General features: G+C 60.6%; 14 protein-coding genes. 3 read left to right on the forward strand and 11 right to left on the reverse strand.

What is annotated here, in order from left to right; all coding sequences use genetic code 11:
* Positions 1–25: 25 nt before the first annotated feature.
* The 3 genes from rimO to HNQ65_RS08255 all read right to left on the reverse strand — a co-directional run bounded on the left by rimO (position 26) and on the right by HNQ65_RS08255 (position 3,924).
* A complete protein-coding gene (gene rimO, locus HNQ65_RS08245) occupies positions 26–1,384 on the reverse strand; it encodes a 30S ribosomal protein S12 methylthiotransferase RimO (protein ID WP_184339043.1) in 1,359 nt (452 codons plus the stop codon).
* A 98-nt stretch (positions 1,385–1,482) separates the two neighbouring features.
* Positions 1,483–3,501, reverse strand: coding sequence for a hybrid sensor histidine kinase/response regulator (locus tag HNQ65_RS08250; protein WP_184339044.1), 2,019 nt, complete (start codon positions 3,499–3,501; stop codon positions 1,483–1,485).
* 36 nt (positions 3,502–3,537) lie between these two features.
* Positions 3,538–3,924 carry a hypothetical protein gene (locus HNQ65_RS08255; protein WP_184339045.1) on the reverse strand — a complete coding sequence of 129 codons (387 nt, stop codon included), beginning with the start codon at positions 3,922–3,924 and terminating at the stop codon, positions 3,538–3,540.
* A 485-nt stretch (positions 3,925–4,409) separates the two neighbouring features.
* Here HNQ65_RS08255 and HNQ65_RS08260 point away from each other — a divergent pair, with 485 nt between their 5' ends.
* Positions 4,410–4,889, forward strand: a complete 480-nt coding sequence (locus HNQ65_RS08260) for a Fur family transcriptional regulator (RefSeq protein ID WP_184339046.1) — start codon at positions 4,410–4,412, stop codon at positions 4,887–4,889.
* An 11-nt stretch (positions 4,890–4,900) separates the two neighbouring features.
* Here HNQ65_RS08260 and nagB read toward each other — a convergent pair whose 3' ends face one another.
* Positions 4,901–6,787, reverse strand: coding sequence for a glucosamine-6-phosphate deaminase (gene nagB / locus HNQ65_RS08265; protein WP_184339047.1), 1,887 nt, complete (start codon positions 6,785–6,787; stop codon positions 4,901–4,903).
* A 174-nt stretch (positions 6,788–6,961) separates the two neighbouring features.
* Between nagB and HNQ65_RS08270 the strand changes: the two genes are divergently transcribed.
* Positions 6,962–7,423, forward strand: coding sequence for a carboxymuconolactone decarboxylase family protein (locus HNQ65_RS08270; protein ID WP_184339048.1), 462 nt, complete (start codon positions 6,962–6,964; stop codon positions 7,421–7,423).
* Positions 7,424–7,446: 23 nt separating this feature from the next.
* Here HNQ65_RS08270 and lipA read toward each other — a convergent pair whose 3' ends face one another.
* The 7 genes from lipA to HNQ65_RS08305 form a co-directional block, all read right to left on the reverse strand.
* Positions 7,447–8,349, reverse strand: a complete 903-nt coding sequence (gene lipA / locus HNQ65_RS08275; RefSeq protein WP_184339049.1) for a lipoyl synthase — start codon at positions 8,347–8,349, stop codon at positions 7,447–7,449.
* Positions 8,350–8,520: 171 nt separating this feature from the next.
* Entirely contained in the window at positions 8,521–8,868 is a 348-nt protein-coding gene (locus HNQ65_RS08280) for a VOC family protein (protein WP_184339050.1), read from the reverse strand.
* Between the two features lie 36 nt (positions 8,869–8,904).
* Complete coding sequence (locus HNQ65_RS08285; RefSeq protein ID WP_184339051.1) at positions 8,905–11,592, reverse strand: AsmA family protein; 2,688 nt, start codon at positions 11,590–11,592, stop codon at positions 8,905–8,907.
* A gap of 68 nt (positions 11,593–11,660) precedes the next feature.
* Entirely contained in the window at positions 11,661–12,407 is a 747-nt protein-coding gene (locus HNQ65_RS08290) for a hypothetical protein (RefSeq protein WP_184339052.1), read from the reverse strand.
* On the reverse strand, positions 12,404–13,057 hold the full coding sequence (locus HNQ65_RS08295; RefSeq protein WP_184339053.1) for a helix-turn-helix transcriptional regulator: 654 nt from the start codon (positions 13,055–13,057) through the stop codon (positions 12,404–12,406). Before HNQ65_RS08295 ends, HNQ65_RS08290 begins: the two co-directional genes overlap by 4 nt.
* Positions 13,058–13,124: 67 nt before the next feature.
* Positions 13,125–13,844, reverse strand: a complete 720-nt coding sequence (locus HNQ65_RS08300; protein WP_184339054.1) for a hypothetical protein — start codon at positions 13,842–13,844, stop codon at positions 13,125–13,127.
* 27 nt (positions 13,845–13,871) lie between these two features.
* A complete protein-coding gene (locus HNQ65_RS08305) occupies positions 13,872–15,401 on the reverse strand; it encodes a B12-binding domain-containing radical SAM protein (protein WP_184339055.1) in 1,530 nt (509 codons plus the stop codon).
* Positions 15,402–15,932: 531 nt separating this feature from the next.
* Here HNQ65_RS08305 and HNQ65_RS08310 point away from each other — a divergent pair.
* Positions 15,933–17,093: a KamA family radical SAM protein gene (locus HNQ65_RS08310; protein ID WP_184339056.1), complete on the forward strand. Its 1,161-nt coding sequence runs from the start codon at positions 15,933–15,935 to the stop codon at positions 17,091–17,093.
* The last annotated feature ends 40 nt before the right edge of the window (positions 17,094–17,133 follow it).

Raw genomic sequence — 17,133 nt, forward strand, 5'->3', positions numbered from 1 at the left:
TCAACCGCTCACGGTTGGCGCAAACTCACGCCGCCACCAGATCGTAGCCGCGCCATTCCTTGACGGTCACTTCCGCAAAGCTGCCCACCGGGAGCTTCTTGTTCACGAACACTGTGGTGTCGATGTCCGGGGCATCCATCTCACTGCGGGCCACGCCGGGCTCCTCTACCAGCACACGCATCTTGCGCCCCACCAGGGTGGTGTTGAAGGATTCCACGCTGCGCTGGATTGCGCGCATGGCCTCGTTCCAGCGGGCTTTGCGGGTCATGTGGTGCAGCTGGTCCTCCATCTTGGCGGCACGAGTACCTTCCTCACGGGAGTAGTTGAAGACGCCGGCACGTTCAAATTTGGTATCCTCGATGAACTGCAGCAGCTCATTAAAATCAGCTTCCGTTTCTCCTGGGAAGCCCACGATGAAGGTGGTGCGGATGGCGATGCCGGGGATGCCTGCGCGGATGCGCTTGATCAGATCTCGGATGTACGCGCCGTCGGTCTCGCGCTTCATCAGGTCCAGCATGTGGTCGCTGATGTGCTGCAGCGGCATGTCGATATAACGCGCCACCTTGGGGCTCTCGGCGATCGCCTGAATGAGGTCATCACTCCAGTGCGCGGGATGCGTGTAAAGCAGGCGGATCCAGAAGTCCCCCTCGATCTTGTTCAGCTCACGGATGAGGGTGGAAAGGGACTCACCCTTGCTGGAGTCCACACCGCTGCGCGGCTTCGGGCGCTCTTCCGTCCACTTGTCCATGCCAAAGTAGGTCGTGTCTTGGGAGATGAGATTGATCTCCTTCACCCCGGCGGCCACGAGCTGGCGCGCCTCCTTGACGATGCTCTCCTGAGAGCGGCTGCGGTGACGGCCGCGAATACGTGGAATGATGCAGAAAGAGCAGGGATGATTGCACCCCTCGGCGATCTTGATGTACGCCATGTGCTGCGGCGTCAGGCGGAAGCGCGGCGTGTCGTAGTCCGGGATATACTGCGGCTGCTTCGTGACGAGATTTTCCTGCTCGTGCTCCTTGGTGCCCACAAGTTTCTCGATGATCGGTGCCACTTGCGTGATCTGGTCCAGGCCGATGAAGGCGTCCACCTCAGGCATGAGACCCGGCAGTTCCGTCGAAAACCGCTGCGAAAGACAGCCTGCCACAATGATCTTCTGGCGGGCGCGCTTCTTGGATCCGGCACGACCGTCCACAGCGTCGTGCACCGCACCCACGCTCTCCTTCTTGGCCATGTCAATGAACGAGCAGGTGTTCACGATGAGCACATCCGCGAGATCAGGCTCAGGCGTCATGACCATGCCAGCCTGCTGGAGGTGGCCGATCATGATTTCCGAGTCGATGAGATTCTTCGCGCAACCGAGGGAGACGAGGCCGACTTTGATCATGGGGGCTGGCATCTTAGCGCCTTTACGGGCTGCGGAAAGGAGAAAGATGATCTGCGACTCCGGTGCTGGCCAGGCTCAGGGCCTGGTCAGGGCTGGCCTCAGGCCATGAGGGCGGGGGGCTGGGCCTGCTGCATGGCTCGGTTGAGGGAGAGGTCAAAGATGGCCCCTTCGCCCTTGGGCTTCTGCACGGCCTTGGCCAGCGCCTTGCTCAGACCGTCCAGCGAGTAGGGCTTGAGCATGATGTCCACCGGCGGGGTGCGCCCTTGGCTAAGGATCGTGAATTCGTCAGGGTCGATGACAAATCCGCTGCAAACCACCACGGGCACGTCATTGCCCACGGCGCGCAGCTCCTTGAAGGTGTCACGTCCGGAAAGCTTGGGCATGTAGATGTCCAGCAGCACGGCATCGACCTTCTCCTGGGTGCGCAGCAGGATGTCCAGGGCCTGCTGGCCGTCTGCGGCTTCCAGCACACGATAGCCGAGGAAGCCCAGCATATTTGTGGCGATGGAGCGCACCGGAGCTTCGTCATCCACCACCAGAATGGTGGTCTGGCCCCCGATCGGAGCATTGATGGCAGGCCCGTTGTCGATCGGCGGAGCCTCGTCTTCCACCTTGTCAGGATTGAGCAGGCGGGGCAGGAACACACGAAACTCGCTGCCACGGCCCACCTCGCTGTCAAACTCGATCCAGCCGCCGTGCTCACGCACAATGTCCTGAGCAGTTGAAAGCCCGAGACCCGTGCCTTTGGTGGCGGCCTTGGTGGTGAAGAAGGGCTCAAAGATGCGTGAGCGATGCTCTTCGGAGATGCCGTGTCCGTTGTCGCGCACCACCAGCATCACAAAGTCGGCGGTGTCGCTGCTCTCGCCCGCTTTCGCCGGAAGGCGGTGGGTGACGTTCTCGACAGCGATCTCGATCACCCCCTTGTCAGAAGGCAGGGCATCGCGGGCATTCAAGCATAGATTCAGCATCACCTGCTCGATCTGGGTGGCATCTCCGGTGGCGTAGGAGGCATCCATGCCCCCGCGCATCTGGATGGTAACGCGCGGATCCACGCTGTGCTTCAGAAGGTTCTGCACATCGGCCAGCAGGCGCTTCAGGTTCATGGTCTTGCGCACGGAAACACCCGTGCTGCGGCGTGAGTAGCCAAGGAGAGACTTCACCAGTTCCGCCGCACGCGTGGTGGCATGGCTGGCGTTCTGCAGCTTGTCACGCACTCCAGCCTGATTGGAGGCAGGCGTCAGTTCAGCCAGAGTGAGGTTCCCCCGTATGGCGGTCAGCAGATTGTTAAAGTCATGCGCGATGCCTCCGGCCAGTTGCCCGATGGTGCCCATCTTCTGTGATTCACGGAGCTGGTTCTCCAGCACACGCATTTCGGAGCGGTCTTTGACGATCCAGATGCGGCCGATCACCTCCCCCGCTTCGGTGCGCATTGGGTTTGAGCGCAGGGAGAAAACCCTGTTGTCATGAGACACGAGCGGCGGCGTCTCGTCCTGCCCTTCGAGTTTGGTGGAGCATTTATCGATCCAGGCGGTGATGACCGCCTTTTCCTCAAAACGGTCAATGAGCGCATTGAGCACCCGGGCGGAGTCGCGTCCTGCGATCTCCTCCACTGGCTTGCCGAGGAAGTCGTCCAGCTTGGCATTGGAGGCGATGATGGCCCCCTGCGCATCGACGACGAGCACCCCTTCATCACTGGCGGCAAAGAGCCCCTGCAGGGCGGTGAAGGCCTCGCGCAGCAGGCGCTCGGCATTGAGGAGACGCTGGGCTGTCTGGCAGGCATGCTGCTCAGCGGCATTGAGCGCCTGACGCTGCTTGGCAAAGATCATGTTAATGTCACAGCGAAGCTTCCAGAAGTCGGCAGGCAGCCATTCGGCAGACTGGGCATCCGGTGGCACGCCACGGAGAACAGCCGTCGTTCCGCGCATGACAGCAGTGGTCGGCTTGAGCAGCCATCCAGCCACGAGATAGGCTGCCAGAAACACTCCTCCACCAAGCAGCACACCCGTAATGCCAAAGAACCATTCAAGCGGCTGTCCCATCATGCGGGCAGCGCCCATGGCTGGTAGAAAGCCGAACAGCCAGAGCGGAAACAGGATGCGTAGTCTCAGGGAGTTCATAGAGGGCAGGTGCGGATGGTTGGTATGAGAAAGAGGTTAAATGTCCGGATGTGATGGCGCGGAGTGGGAACGCTGGATGATCTGGTGCATGCAGTGCTCCACCGCCGCGTTGAGATGCTTTTCCAACCACGTTTCGACTTCAGCACGCAAGGTGGCCACGCCCGCCTGCATCGACTGGCTGACTGAGGGAATGCGCTGCTCCAGCCTGTCCAGCCTGTCGCTCAAAGCGCTTACATTCATCGCGATGCCAAAGATGTCGTTCCTCAGCTGGTCGATCTGGGCGGCAATATCAGCCCCAACTGCGGCGGACCTGGAGGAGGCTGGCAGGTTGGAAGCTGCCACCGTCTGCGCCATATCAGCAGCCTCCGGCTCAGAGGCAAACGCTTGGTTCGCCGCGAACAAATGAGTGTCTCTGGGATGCACCGGAATCGGGCGTGGGGCCGCTGGCAGCGGAAAAGGATTCCCCGCAGTGCCCGGAAGTGGCTCTGTGCTGACAAAACCAGGAGCCTGATTCATCAATTTCTCCGGCGCAGCCGCTGCCATTGACTCCATAGGGCATTCGCCCTCAGGGTTTTGGCGTTGTGTAGAGAATGAGAATGGTAAAGGCATGCTTGGAATCAGGCAGTCCATGGAATTTTATCAATATTAACAATAAAATCCATAATTATTTTGAACAAAATTGGCTGCTGCCTTGGTTTGTCTTGCAAATTCTTCTTCAATACCGCCTCGGTATCGGAGGCAGCAAGACAATCCCATTTCACTGATTATCAGAATATTAAATCGGGTAAAGGTTAGCTTTATGCGATATTTTTTCAGCCCCATCGCTTGAAATGCCTGATAAAGCCCCTGCTTCTTCAAAAAAAAGCACTGCCTTGCACGATCCATAGCCTCGGCTAACCTCCCTCCACATGGACGAACGTATCACTCAACGCTTGGAAGCGCATCTGGCCAGCCAGGGGCTGCGCCGCACCAAGCAACGGGATGTCATCGTCGAGGCAGCCTTCGCCTCCGATGAGCACTTCAAGGCGGAAGAGCTGCTGGAAAAAGCCCGCAAGCTCGACAACACCGTCTCTCGAGCCACCGTTTACCGCACCCTGACCCTCCTGGTGGAGTGCGGCCTTCTGCGCGAGGTCGATCTAGGCCGTGACCAGACTTACTACGACCCCAACTTCCTCGACAAGCCCCAGCACAATCACCTGATCTGCCTGGATTGTGACCGCGTGGTGGAGTTTGAGGACGACCACACCGCCCTGCTGCACGACTGCATCACCCGCAGGCTGGGTTTCCAGCCTAGCATGAAAAGCATGCGCATCGAAGCCCATTGCGATGAGCTCCTTCGCCTGGGAAAATGCAGCTACCGCGATGCCAAGCTCGCGGCAGCCGTTTAAAAATCAACAGATTAAGCCCGGCGCCAGCGCTGGAAGGTCTCGATGGCCTCATATTCCGCCAGCCCCAGGGCATCGTAGAGCCGCGCATTTTCGCGGTTGGTCTCTGGGGCCTCTTTTTCCAGTGAGGAGAGAGCTCCATAGCGTGAGAGAGCAATGGACTTGCGCTCCAACTGCAGCGGACTCATGGGAATGGCCATGTCGATTTCATGGGGCTCCAGCGGACGCTCCTTGCCACGGTAGAGCCAGATGCTGCAGGACCCGGCAAAATCCTCGCCAGCACAGACTTGGAGTGCTGCCACCAGCAGGCGGAAGCAGATGCCGGAAACGCTGGAAGGGTCCGCCGCGTCGCCGGTGACATAGATCTGATGCGGCTTGTGCTCTTGGAGAAGGCGCACCAGAGCCTTGGTGTCTTCCTCCGTACTCTTGAAGCGGCGGTAGCGGCCCTGCTCATAGAAAGGCAGGTCCAGGAAGACCACACGGTCATTGCCCAGACCCACGGTATGGGCGGCATCCCGCACCTCGCCACGCAGGATCAGGCCCTTGAGCTGGCGCAGCAGCGGCTGATCCTCGCCAAACTCCCCTTTCGCCTCCAGCAGGCCCAGGGCCTCCTTGGCATAGGCCACCTGAGCGCCCCACGCCGCGGGATTCGCGGCATTGGAGGCCAGTTCGAGCAGAGTTTCGGCAAACTTGTCCGCCTCACTGTCCGGCACACGCAGGCTTCCTGAGGTCATGGAGATAAAGCGCACATCATGCCCCTGCTCCACCAGTCGGTCGATCGTACCGCCCATGCCGGTGATGGCATCCTGCGGCTCCGGGCTCAGCACCAGGCAGCGTTTAGGGTAGGGGCGCGCACGCTCGGGGCGGTAGGTGTCATCCTCGTCAGGCTTGCCACCCGGCCATCCGGTGATGGTATGCTGGAGCTGGTTGAAGATACGGATGTTCAGCTGATAGGCCGGCCCCTGCTCGGAAAGAAGGTCGGAAAGACCATTCTCATTGTAGTGCTCGTCCACCAGCTTGAGGATCGGGCGCTTGATCTTGAAGGCCTGCCAGACCATGGCACGGCGGGTTTCACGCGGAGTCCACGAGGCAGGCCCCACCAGCCAGGGCAGCTTGATGCGGGTGAGCTCTCGGGAGGCACCATGGTCAATGAAGAACCGCGCATCCGGATGATCCTGCAGGAATGAGGCGGAAATGGCTTCCGTCATCGGGCCTTCGATGGCCTTGGCCACCATGGACGCCTTGTTTTCCCCCCACGCCATCAGCACCAGCTTCCTGGCGCGCAGGATGGTTCCCACCCCCATCGTGATGGCAAAGTGCGGCACATTCTGCTCCCCGCGGAAGTCGCTGGCGGCGTCCTGGCGTGTCACACGGTCCAGAGTGATGCGGCGGGTCAGCGAGTCACGGCTGGATCCGGGTTCGTTGAAGCCGATGTGGCCCGTGCGACCAATACCAAGGATTTGCAGGTCCACCCCGCCGGCCGCTTCGATCTTTTCCTCATACTGGCGGCAGTGATTGAAGACCTGATCTCCCGGCACCGTGCCGCTGGGCAGATTGATGTTCTCCTTGGGGATGTCGATGTGGTCAAACAGCTGCTCCGCCATGAACTTCGAGTAGCTCTCCGGGTGGTCGGAGCTGAGGCCGTAGTACTCGTCGAGGTTGAAGGTGATGACGTTCTTGAAGCTCAGCCCCGCCTCCTTGTGCAGGCGGATGAGTTCGCGGTAAAATGGCACCGGAGTGGAACCCGTGGCCATGCCCAGCACAGCGGGCTTGCCCGCCTTGTTCTTCGTTTCAATCAGCAGCTTCACCTCCTGTGCCAGCGCCTTGGCAGCGGCGGCAGAGTCAGGAAAAATGGTGGTTGGGACTTTCTCGTAGGCTTCTGCTGGAGGGCGGATGGACATGGCGCGGAGGGGTTGGGGATAATACGAACAGAACGCAGTTTGGCATTCACGCAACCTTCATTCATGGCAGCACCCCTTCATTAGGCAGGGCCTAATGTGGTAATGCTGACTCCCAATGCTCCGTCAGCTCTCATCAGACTGACACCTCCCTTTGAAGACCTCCCATTCCAGCTTATGAGTATTCTCTCTGCAAAACATCCAACCAGCCCCCACATGCGCATTGATTATGCAACCGTTGAACCAGAACTGATTTCAAGCCTTCGACAGCTGACACGCGACCTGGCCAAAACCGCCCTGCCACCTGGTCTGCGGGCCTTGGTAGAGCTTCGGGTCTCGCAGATCAATCACTGCTCCTACTGCATTCAAGTCCACCGCTCGGAGGCCCGTCATCACGGAGAAGAGCCGACGCGGATCGAGCAGCTTTCCGAATGGCGCACATCCAAGCTGTTTACCCCACGCGAGCAGGCGGCGCTGGCCTGGGCAGAAGCACTCACAAATGGCGAAACCATCCACAAGGATGAGAAGGAATACCAGGAGCTGCACACCCATTTCTCCGAACCGGAGATCGTATCGCTCGGCCTGTCCGTTTCACTGGCCAACTTCTGGAACCGGATGGCCGGCGGCTTCCGCAAGTAGCCTGCGGAAGCTCACCACCCGCTTCACTGCACGTCCAGTTCCGGCTTGAAGTCGGAAGCATGGTAGGAGCTGCGCACCAGCGGCGCACTCGCCACGTGGCGGAAGCCCTTCTTCAGCGCGATCTGCTTGTAGTTCTCAAAGGTGTCCGGATGGATGTACTCGATCACCGGCAGGTGCTGCGCGGAGGGGCGCAGGTACTGGCCCAGGGTCAGCACCGTCACGTCATGCTCCAGCAGGTCGTCCATGGCCTGGAAAAGCTCGGTTTCCGTCTCACCCAGGCCCAGCATCAGGCCGCTCTTGGTCGCGCACTTGGAGCCCAGCTCGGCGGCCATCGCCTTGGCACGCTTGAGCACATGCAGGCTGCGGTGATACATCGCACGGCTGCGCACCAACGGCGTCAGGCGCTCCACGGTTTCCAGGTTGTGATTAAAGATGTGCGGCTTCGCCTTCATCACCACTTCCAGCGCGTCGTCCTTGCCGTTAAAATCGGGCACCAGGATCTCAATCGTGATCGTCGGCACCGCTTCGCGCACGGCCTCGATGGTTCGGGCAAAGTGCTCGGCACCGCCGTCTTTCACATCGTCACGCGCCACGGCGGTGATCACGATGTGGTTCAGGCCCATGCGCTTCGTTGCCTCGGCCACGCGCTGGGGCTCGTCCGCCTCCAGGGCAAAAGGCTTGGCGGTCTTGACCGCGCAGAAGCCGCAGGCACGCGTGCAGCGGTCCCCGGCGATCATGAAGGTGGCCGAGCCCTGGCTCCAGCACTCCCAGCGGTTTGGGCACTGCGCCTCTTCGCACACCGTGTGCAGCTTCAGGTCAGTGATCAGCCCCTTCGTGCTCCAGAACTTCGGATCACGTGGCAGAGTCACACGAATCCAGTCCGGTTTCTTGTCACGGTGCAGGGCGGGGTCGATCTTGGGCGTCATGGGGGGAGGGACCAATGGCCCAGATGGGGCGAATTGCAACGCGTTTGGACTGCCTTGCACTGTGCAGAAAGTGTTATTGGGCTTGTCCAGCCAGACTTTGTAGCATCCCTCAAGTATGGCTATTATATACCAACAAGCACTGCTCCAGACATGCAGTTGAACACGGCCTAGTTACCCCCTCTTCCGTGTCAGCATGATCTCATTTCCCTCCGTGTCCACGCACATGGCCAGATGGGGCGGCTGACCATCTTCGGGCTCAGGCTCGCGCGTCAGCAGACCTCCCGCGGCCACGATTTCCCGTGCGCCCTCGATCACATCAGGCACCTGAAAGCTCAGCCCGGTCCAGGTGCGCGAGCCTTCGCCACCGCCATGGATGCCGATGACGCCGCCGCAGATCTCCACCTCGCTGATGATCTCGTTTTGCTTGAGCACCTTGCCGCCAAAAACAGTGGCGTAAAAATTCACCGCACGGTTCATGTCCGCCGCCCAGATCACGTATTTGAGTCGCTCTACATTCATTCGTTCTTCAGTGCCACAGACCGGCGCCTGCTGCACTTAGTTTCCAAACAACGCCTTCTGTTTCGGTGGCGAGGCGTTGACCCTGGGCTTGGCTGGATTGCCGCCGATGCGCTGGGCCTCACGCAGTTCCTGTTCGGTAGGCGGCTTGCGCTCGTCATTGTTTCCGCCGCCAAAGATGCGCGGCGACCACCGGGTGTCCTTCAGCGTACCCGACCCTTTGTAGGCGAGCAGCTGGGTCACTGGAAAGAGCAGGATCCCCAGCCCGCGCATGCGCACCTCGGCATTGAAGTCAATGTCATCACGGATGAAGTCTATGTTCCCACGACTCACGATCCTGAAGGCGCTGGATTCGGCCTCGACATTGTCTGTGACAATAAAGCCGTCTGACACCTCAAACGTGCAGTCCGCCTTCTTGGCCACGTTGTACCCCTTGATAGGAGAGGGCAGAATGGCGCCGATGATCGGTGTCAGCGGCCCGAGCACCGGAAGTGCCAGCAGGTTCCCGTTCACAATGATCAGCGCCCCGCCGCCTTTGAGTGTTTTCCAGTCGTTCATGCGACCGGCAAACTTGAAATGCCCGCTGATGTCCCCCACGCTTTCGTTCCCCGGAGAGTACACCTGCGCAAATTTGTGGAAGCTCAGCGCATTCATGCGCAGCTCCCCATCGTAGGAGTTGGGCTCACGGTTTTCATTCAGCGTTCCCTTCAGCGTCATATCCCCGCCGAGCACATCCGCAGCGATGTCGATCCGGGCCAGACCGTCGCGGTTGCGCACTTCCGCACGCACCTCCTCAAAGGGCAGCTTTTTCCCAAAGACACTGTAGGGGAAGCGCCCGGCCTGCACCACCACATCATACCCCCGGACTCCAGGCGTCAGATTCACCGCACCTTTCGCGTGCATGGTGTCGCCAAATAGACGCCCGTTAAAATCAAAATTCAGCATGTTGCCGACGATGTGCACCTCTCCGTTCGGCGCCGTGATCGGGTAGTCCTCGTCCCACAGCACGTAGTGGGCACCTCCCACGGGGTTTTTGAAGGCGACCTTGTAGTCATTCAGCTGCGGATTCCCCTTGTAGCCGATGACCCCGTTTGCGGTCACGTCCGTGCCGGCGGAAAAACGATAGCGCTCGATCTGGTCCGCCACCTTGGGCGCAAAAGCACGGACGATCCCCGCAGCATCTGCCAGCGCACGCACATTCACGAGCTTCAGCCACTTCTCGTTGTCATCATCATTCACAAAGACCAGCTCCGCCTCTGCCGGCCCGTCCGGCCGCTGGATTTTGACGTTGGCATAGTTCTGAATGTCTCCCAGGAAGGCCAGATCCATTTCGGCAGACTCAAACGGCACCCCCTTGTAGCGGAAGTTCCGGATCACCCCATGTCCGGAGGTCGGAGACTCGCGCAGATTCAGCTTCGGGCCTGCAGTGGACACATGCACGTCCACCTGGGAGTCGTCATTGAATTCAAAGCGCTGGATGATCTCCCGCGTCTTTGGCAGCAGCACAAACGGCAGAAACACCGTGGGGTGCATGCGCAGCAGCAGCTCCGCTTTGAACCCCATCTCCTGGTGGTGCATCACATTCAGCACCAGAGATCCCGTTTTGTGCTTGAGCAGGGCGTCCTTGACGTAAATCCCCTGGGGTGTGGCACCCAGGGTCAGGCTGAGAGAGTTAAACACCTCCCCGCGGCTGCCAAAGCGCCCGCAGTCCAGGCTGCCGGTCACATTGACGGGCAGCATGTCATCCGGAGATTTCTTTTTCAGCAGCACACTGCCTTCCAGCGCTAGCTGAGGCGCTTCATAAAACACCACCTCACGCAGACCTTCGTTGTTTAGAAAGGCACGTGCCAGGCCGGGAAGGTCGGCGCTGGAGGTCAGCCGGAAGCGCAGCTGGTCACTGCCCAAGCGCCATGTGGCGGTGGCATCCATGATCCCCAGGTGGTCACGCAGATGCAGGCGCTTCAGATCAATGAAGCCGCCATCATATTCCGCCTCTGCAACGAGCTCGTTCCATACGTAGTCTTCAAATGCCAGCCCATCCGCCTGAAACAGCAGCTCCGCCTTGATCTCGTCCGGACGCTCCAGCGCGCCGGACACCTTTACACTCAGCGTCGGCACATGCGGAGCGCGAAAGCGCGCCAGCCAGTCCAGCCCGTGCTGGATCTGCTCCCGGTGCTCCCGCATCAGGTTCATCCGCTGGTCGGCGCTCATGCCCTGCTGGTCCGGGCTGGGCGCCGGCAGTTCCAGCACACCACTGATGAGAATATGCAATCCGTCAGAGAGCAGGCCCTCCGCATGCCTGATTTCCAGGCGTCGCCCCTCCAGCAGCGCACGCGCGCTGAGGTCCTTGAGCTCAATCACTGTCAGGTCCGGGCGGTCAGGATCCACCGGCAGCGCCACGCTTGCATGCAGGAGTTCCATACCTTCGATCTGGACCCTGCCCTCCACGAGGCTGCCAAAGTCCACATCCAGATTCAGCCGGTCCACCGACGCCACCAGGTGCCGCTTGCTCACATCATTGTAAACCCGCACCCCGCGGGCCACCAGCCCTCCGAATGGATTGATCGCCAGACGCTCGAAGTCCAGATGCACTCCGTGCTGCGCCAGCTCTCCGGTGACGAAGCCATGCCACCGCTCATGAAAAGACGCTGTGGTCAAATAGACGCCCGCAGCCAGCAGAAAGCTGACGATGGCGAAAAACAGAGCACGGCGCAGAAAACGAAGCATGAAAGCCCAACGTTAACCACGCTAAATGAACTCACAAGCAGCAAGCCCGGGCTCGTGCAGTCCGCTCGTCAGCGGTACTGCTCCGGCCTGCCCACGGGGAAGAACCCCAGCGGCGCCACCTGGTCCGGACGCAGCTTCTCAGGCCCCATGCTCGGCGCATCCGCCGCGAGAAACACCCCCATCTGGATCAGGCCGGTGCCCCCCTTGGGACTGCTGTGCAGGAACAGGGCCGAATCCCCGCTCACTTTCTTAAACAGCAGCGGCCCGTTTGAGGCGTGGTCCAGCTCCAGCTTGCCTTTGGGCTCCACATGCAGGCTGCCGCGCCCGAGGCTGGCGGAGCCTCCGCCTTGCAGATCCCTGCCATCCACGCCCACTTTCAGCTCCAGAGCCATGGGCGTGCGGTTTTTCACCACCAGCTTGTAGGCTTGGTTGGGCATCCCGGCCACAAAGAGGACACCACCGCAGACATACGATTCCAGCCATTTCCCTGAGGCCGCATCCTGCACTCCCAGGTCCACCGTCCCATCCCCCATGCGTGCCATGCCTCGCTGGGCATCTGCCACATCGCCCTGACGCTCGATCATGCCCTTCAGGCGCTCCGGCTCGGCATAGACCACCCGCGCCACCATATGGGGCTGGTCGGTGGTCTGCGCAGGTCGTGCAGGGAAACCACGGTGGAAGAGATTGGGATCCTGCTGCCACGCAGGCCGCAGCGGAGCCACGGCGCTGTCACACGCTGCCATCAGCGTCATGCCTGCCGCTGCCGTCCAAATTCTGATCCATGCCGATGTCCTGCCTGCTTTCCCTGATGTCATGCTGAATGCGCTGTTGTCTTGATTAGAAAAGTAACACGCACCAGACCCGACACTTCTTCCACCGAACGACGCACCTCGCAGCCCAGCAGGCGCTCGATCATCTCACACTCCAGTTCGTCCACGATGCTGTAGCGCGCCGACAGCTCGCGGAATGGGCGGTGATGCTCCACCAGCAGCAGATGCCCGTGCGCGTCGGTTTCGCAGGCGCTCATGCACCCATCCGCCGTGCGCAGCCGGGCCAGCAGCCGTGCGCGCTCCTCCAACGTGGAGGCCACCGCCAGCCGCAGGCTCCAGGCCTCGCCTTTGGATTGAAAATAGGAGTAGAGAAGCTTGGGCGGCGCACTTTCCCCATAGACCTTTTCTGCGGTGGCCAGCAGATCCAGCGTCAAAGGTGTGCCGTGATTCATGAAGAGCGCCTCGGCCTTCGCCGTCAGGCGATAGAGCTTTTCAGGCCTGCCTGAGGCCTTGGGCCTGCGCCAGGTGTCCAGAAACCCGGCCTTCTCCAGCTCCACACAGTGCTGCTTCACCCCCATGTAGCTCATCTTCATGGCCGTGCACAACTCCGTCACGGTCATGCCCGTGGAATGCTTCAGCCGCTGGACGATGTCCAGTACCGGCGAATGCAGCATTTCTCGGAGCAGGTTGATCATGAGGCCTCCTCCCGCAGGCTAGCCCCGCTGCCGCCAGTCCGCAATGCCCGGTCCTGATCAACCGTGGTTAACTGATCAGCAGCAGGCGCGGCAGCCCGGGCAGCGTGGCTGGCGCACGATGGATGCAGGGCGGAACAGCACAGCCTGGGTGCTCCGTGGCAATTCGCCATAAATTGCCCCTGCCAAAGGAATAGGGCACGGCATGCGGCAGCGGCGTGTAGTGCAGGTCCAGATAGTGCTCGTGGAGAAACTCGCGGAAACCTTCGTCGTCCTTTTCGCCGTAAAGCTGCCGTAGCTCTGCGCGGGCCGCCGGGGCATCCACACGCCTCACGGCCTCCTCATTACGCAGGCCCTCGGAGTCAGCCCCATGATAGGTGCACAGGTAGGTGTCCGCCTCCACCGTGGCGCTGTCCACGTGCCAGGACTGCACATCCGTGCGCAGCAGCTCGGGCTCGATTTCGTTCAGATACTCATTGATGCAGTCCAGGCTGGGCTGCAGCTCGCGGGAGCGCAGCAGTTCCTGATCCTGCAGCAAGATGTCGCGCGCCACGCTGCCTTCGGCGCTCAGGTCCAGCGCCAGCAGACGTGCATCATCAATGCTGGTGATCCCCTTCCCTACCGCCAGCTTTTCCACGATCTCGCCAAAGTCCCCCGGCAGCTGGCGCACCCAGCACATGGCATTCACCCCGTCGGCAAAAGGCGTGTTCACCAGCTCCTCAAAGCTGCCCACCACCTTGATGCGCGGGTAGTCGGGCGGAATGAAGAATGCTGCGTCTGCAGGGTCCATGTTGAGCGCGTAAAATTTCGAGATGAATCAGGTCGTCACATGCCGCGCCTGCCTGCTGCTGGCCGTGCCATGCCTGCCAGCAGCACGGTCTGAAGACTGCGCGCCCCCAAGGCGCAGGGACTCTCGGCCGGGCACGCGGTTCCAGTCCTGCATCAGGGTGGCGGCGGCCACATCGGGCGGCACGCCGCAGACCTGCGTCAGGTGGTGAAATAATTCCTGGGCCAGCACTGGCAGCGCAATCTGGTGCGTGCGCTTCAGCCTGGCATAAAGGCTGTCGGCAAACGCCAAGAAACACTGAAACGGAGAGTCGCCCTGCTGCCACAGCAGCCCCAGTGTGGCGGAGAAGTTGCCGCTGTTGGCCACCAGATCCCAGTAGCGCGCAAAGCGCCTCATGCGCTGCATCTCCGCAAACGGAATGTCCCGGTTTTCGAGAATCTCATAGGGCGGCGTGGGCGCATACTTCATCCCATATTCGGCATCGTGCCGCACGATGGGTGTGCCACGCAGCCTCTTGAGAATACCCACCTGAATCTCCTGCGGCCCCATCTTCACCAGCCGGTCAAAACCACGCCCAAAGCTGGCCACGTCCTCGCCCGGCAATCCCACGATGAGATCGGCATGCACGTGGATGCCGGTCTGCTCGCGCAGAAAGTGCAAATTGTCTTCCAGCCGCGTCAGATTCTGCCTGCGGCTGATGTTCTTGGAGGTGTCCTCATCAAAAGTCTGGATGCCCACCTCAAACTGCACCGCCCCCGGCGGAAACTGCCGGATGAGATCGCGCAGCTGCTCCGGCAGGCGGTCAGGCACCATCTCAAAGTGCAGGAACATCCCCTCCCGCCAGCGCTCCAAAAAGAAACGCAGGATGGCCGTGCTGGTAGGCAGGTGGAGATTGAAGGTGCGGTCCACAAACTTGAAGGTCAGGGCACCGCGATCCAGAAGTCCCTGCATGGCCTGCAAAAAAGTATCCAGCGCAAAAGCGCGCACTGGGACGTCCAGAGACGAGAGGCAGAACTCACAGGTGAACGGGCAGCCACGAGAGGCCTCCACATAGAGGATGCGATGTGCCAGATCTGACTCCGTGTAGAGATCATACGGCAGCGCCACCCGCTCCAAGGAAGGCAGCCCTGCAGGTATGACTTTAGGCAGGGAAGCTACCGCTTCTGCATCCTCTCCCAGCAGCACGCCGCAGACTTCGGCAAATTTCAGATCGGCCTCTCCGGTAATCACGTGATCCGCCAGCGCCACGATCGGCTGCCCCTCCCACTCAAAGGACACCTCCGGTCCACCCAGGATGATGCGGATGTCCGGCCGCAGTCTCCGCAGCATTCCCAACACTGCAGTCGTCTCCACCACGTTCCAGATATAAACACCAAAGCCCACAAGGCGCGGCTCGTGCGCCAGCACCGCCTCCACGATCTCCAGCGGCGCCTGGTTGATCTGAAATTCCGCGATGCACGCCCGCTGCTGGAGCGGCCCCAGATTTGCCAGCAGATAGCGCAGCCCAAAGGAGCTGTGGATGTATTTGGCATTGAGCGTGGCGAGGACGATGTCTGGCACCCGCCCAGTGTGGCCGCTCTGCCCCCGCACGGCAAATGTCTTTGCCTGTGTCAGCGCCCGCCGCATCCCCTGCTCATGGTATTTATATTCACCCACTGGCCGGACAACCTGGCAAAAGTGGCACGCGCACTGCTTGAAAGAGAAGCGTCTCTGGAGAACGACTCTTCAGCAACGCTCATTCAAATCGCCCATGAAACTGCACCCCAGTCACGTCTTTCTGTTCACCGCCATGATCCTGTGCATCTACATCGTGGTATCTCACCTCGATTGATCCAGCGTCAAATCTGATGCCAGCCTAAAAAAGGCACTGCCGCCTTCATGGCCGTCGCATCAGGCATGCACATGACAAAGAAGTGAGGAGAAGACTTTTGCAAGAATGCAAAAGCGAAGACTTAGAGTATTGAGGCACAATATTTTGCCCAACACTAAAAGTGGGTTCCACAGGGGGAGTTGCACCCAAACAGCCGCAGGGGACGTTTGACATCTCAACCCTCCCGCGCCTAACCTCCGCGCCCATCGATCCCGCAGTTCATGCATCATCTCCCCCCGCTGCCTGAGAAGGAGTTCCGCTCCTACGCTCCCGGCTATTGGTCCTCCAAAAATGTTTCAGCCTCTGATTGGAACAGCGCCACCTGGCAGCTCAAGAACCGGATCACCACACTCGCCCAGCTCGAAGAGCACCTGGCATTGACCGAAGAAGAGCGCGCCGGCGTGCTGCTTTCAGGAAACAAGCTGGCGATGGCCATCACGCCTCACTACTTCAACCTCATTGACCCGGAAGACCCAAACTGCCCCATCCGCCGGCAGGTAGTCCCCCGCATCGAAGAATCCTGGGAGGATCCCGATGAAATGAGCGACCCCTGTGGTGAAGACAGCCACATGCCGGTGCCCGGACTGGTGCACCGCTACCCGGACCGCGTGCTCTTTCTGGTGACGGACCGCTGCGCCAGCTACTGCCGCTACTGCACCCGCAGCAGAGTCGTCTCCGGTGTGGGAGAACAGGAGCTGCACACGGAATTTGAGGCGGCCTTTCGCTACCTGGAGCGCCACACGGAAGTGCGCGATGTGCTGCTCTCCGGCGGCGATGCCCTGCTCTTCTCCGACGCCAAGCTCGACGCCATTCTGACCCGCCTGCGCAGCATCAAGCACATCGAATTTGTCCGCATCGGCAGCCGCGTGCCCATCTTTGTACCCCAGCGTATCACGCCCGAGTTGTGCAAGATGCTGCAAAAGCACCACCCGCTCTGGCTCAGCATCCACACCAACCACCCTCGTGAACTCACCACTGAGGTGCGCGACGCCCTGGCCCTGCTGGCCAACCACGGCGTCCCCCTCGGCAACCAGAGCGTGCTGCTGCGTGGTGTGAACGACAATGCGGAGGTGATGAAGAGCCTGGTGCACAAGCTGCTGATGTGCCGCGTGCGGCCTTACTATCTCTACCAGTGCGACCTGATCCAGGGCAGCTCCCACCTGCGCACCAGCGTGGCTGACGGCATCGACATCATCGAGCAGCTCCGCGGCCACACCACCGGCTACGCCGTCCCCCAGTTCGTCATCGACGCCCCCGGCGGCGGTGGCAAAGTCCCGCTCAATCCCGACTACGTGTTGGTGCGCGACGAGCAGCGCGTCGTCATTCGCAACTACGAGGGCAAGACCTTTGAGTATCCTGAGCCAGCCTTGGTAAGGCGTTGAGCCGCTGATATCTTAAAAAGCAGCACACGCGTTGAGGCAT

It is taken from the genome of Prosthecobacter vanneervenii (genome assembly GCF_014203095.1).
Classification (GTDB): Bacteria; Verrucomicrobiota; Verrucomicrobiia; order Verrucomicrobiales; family Verrucomicrobiaceae; genus Prosthecobacter; species Prosthecobacter vanneervenii.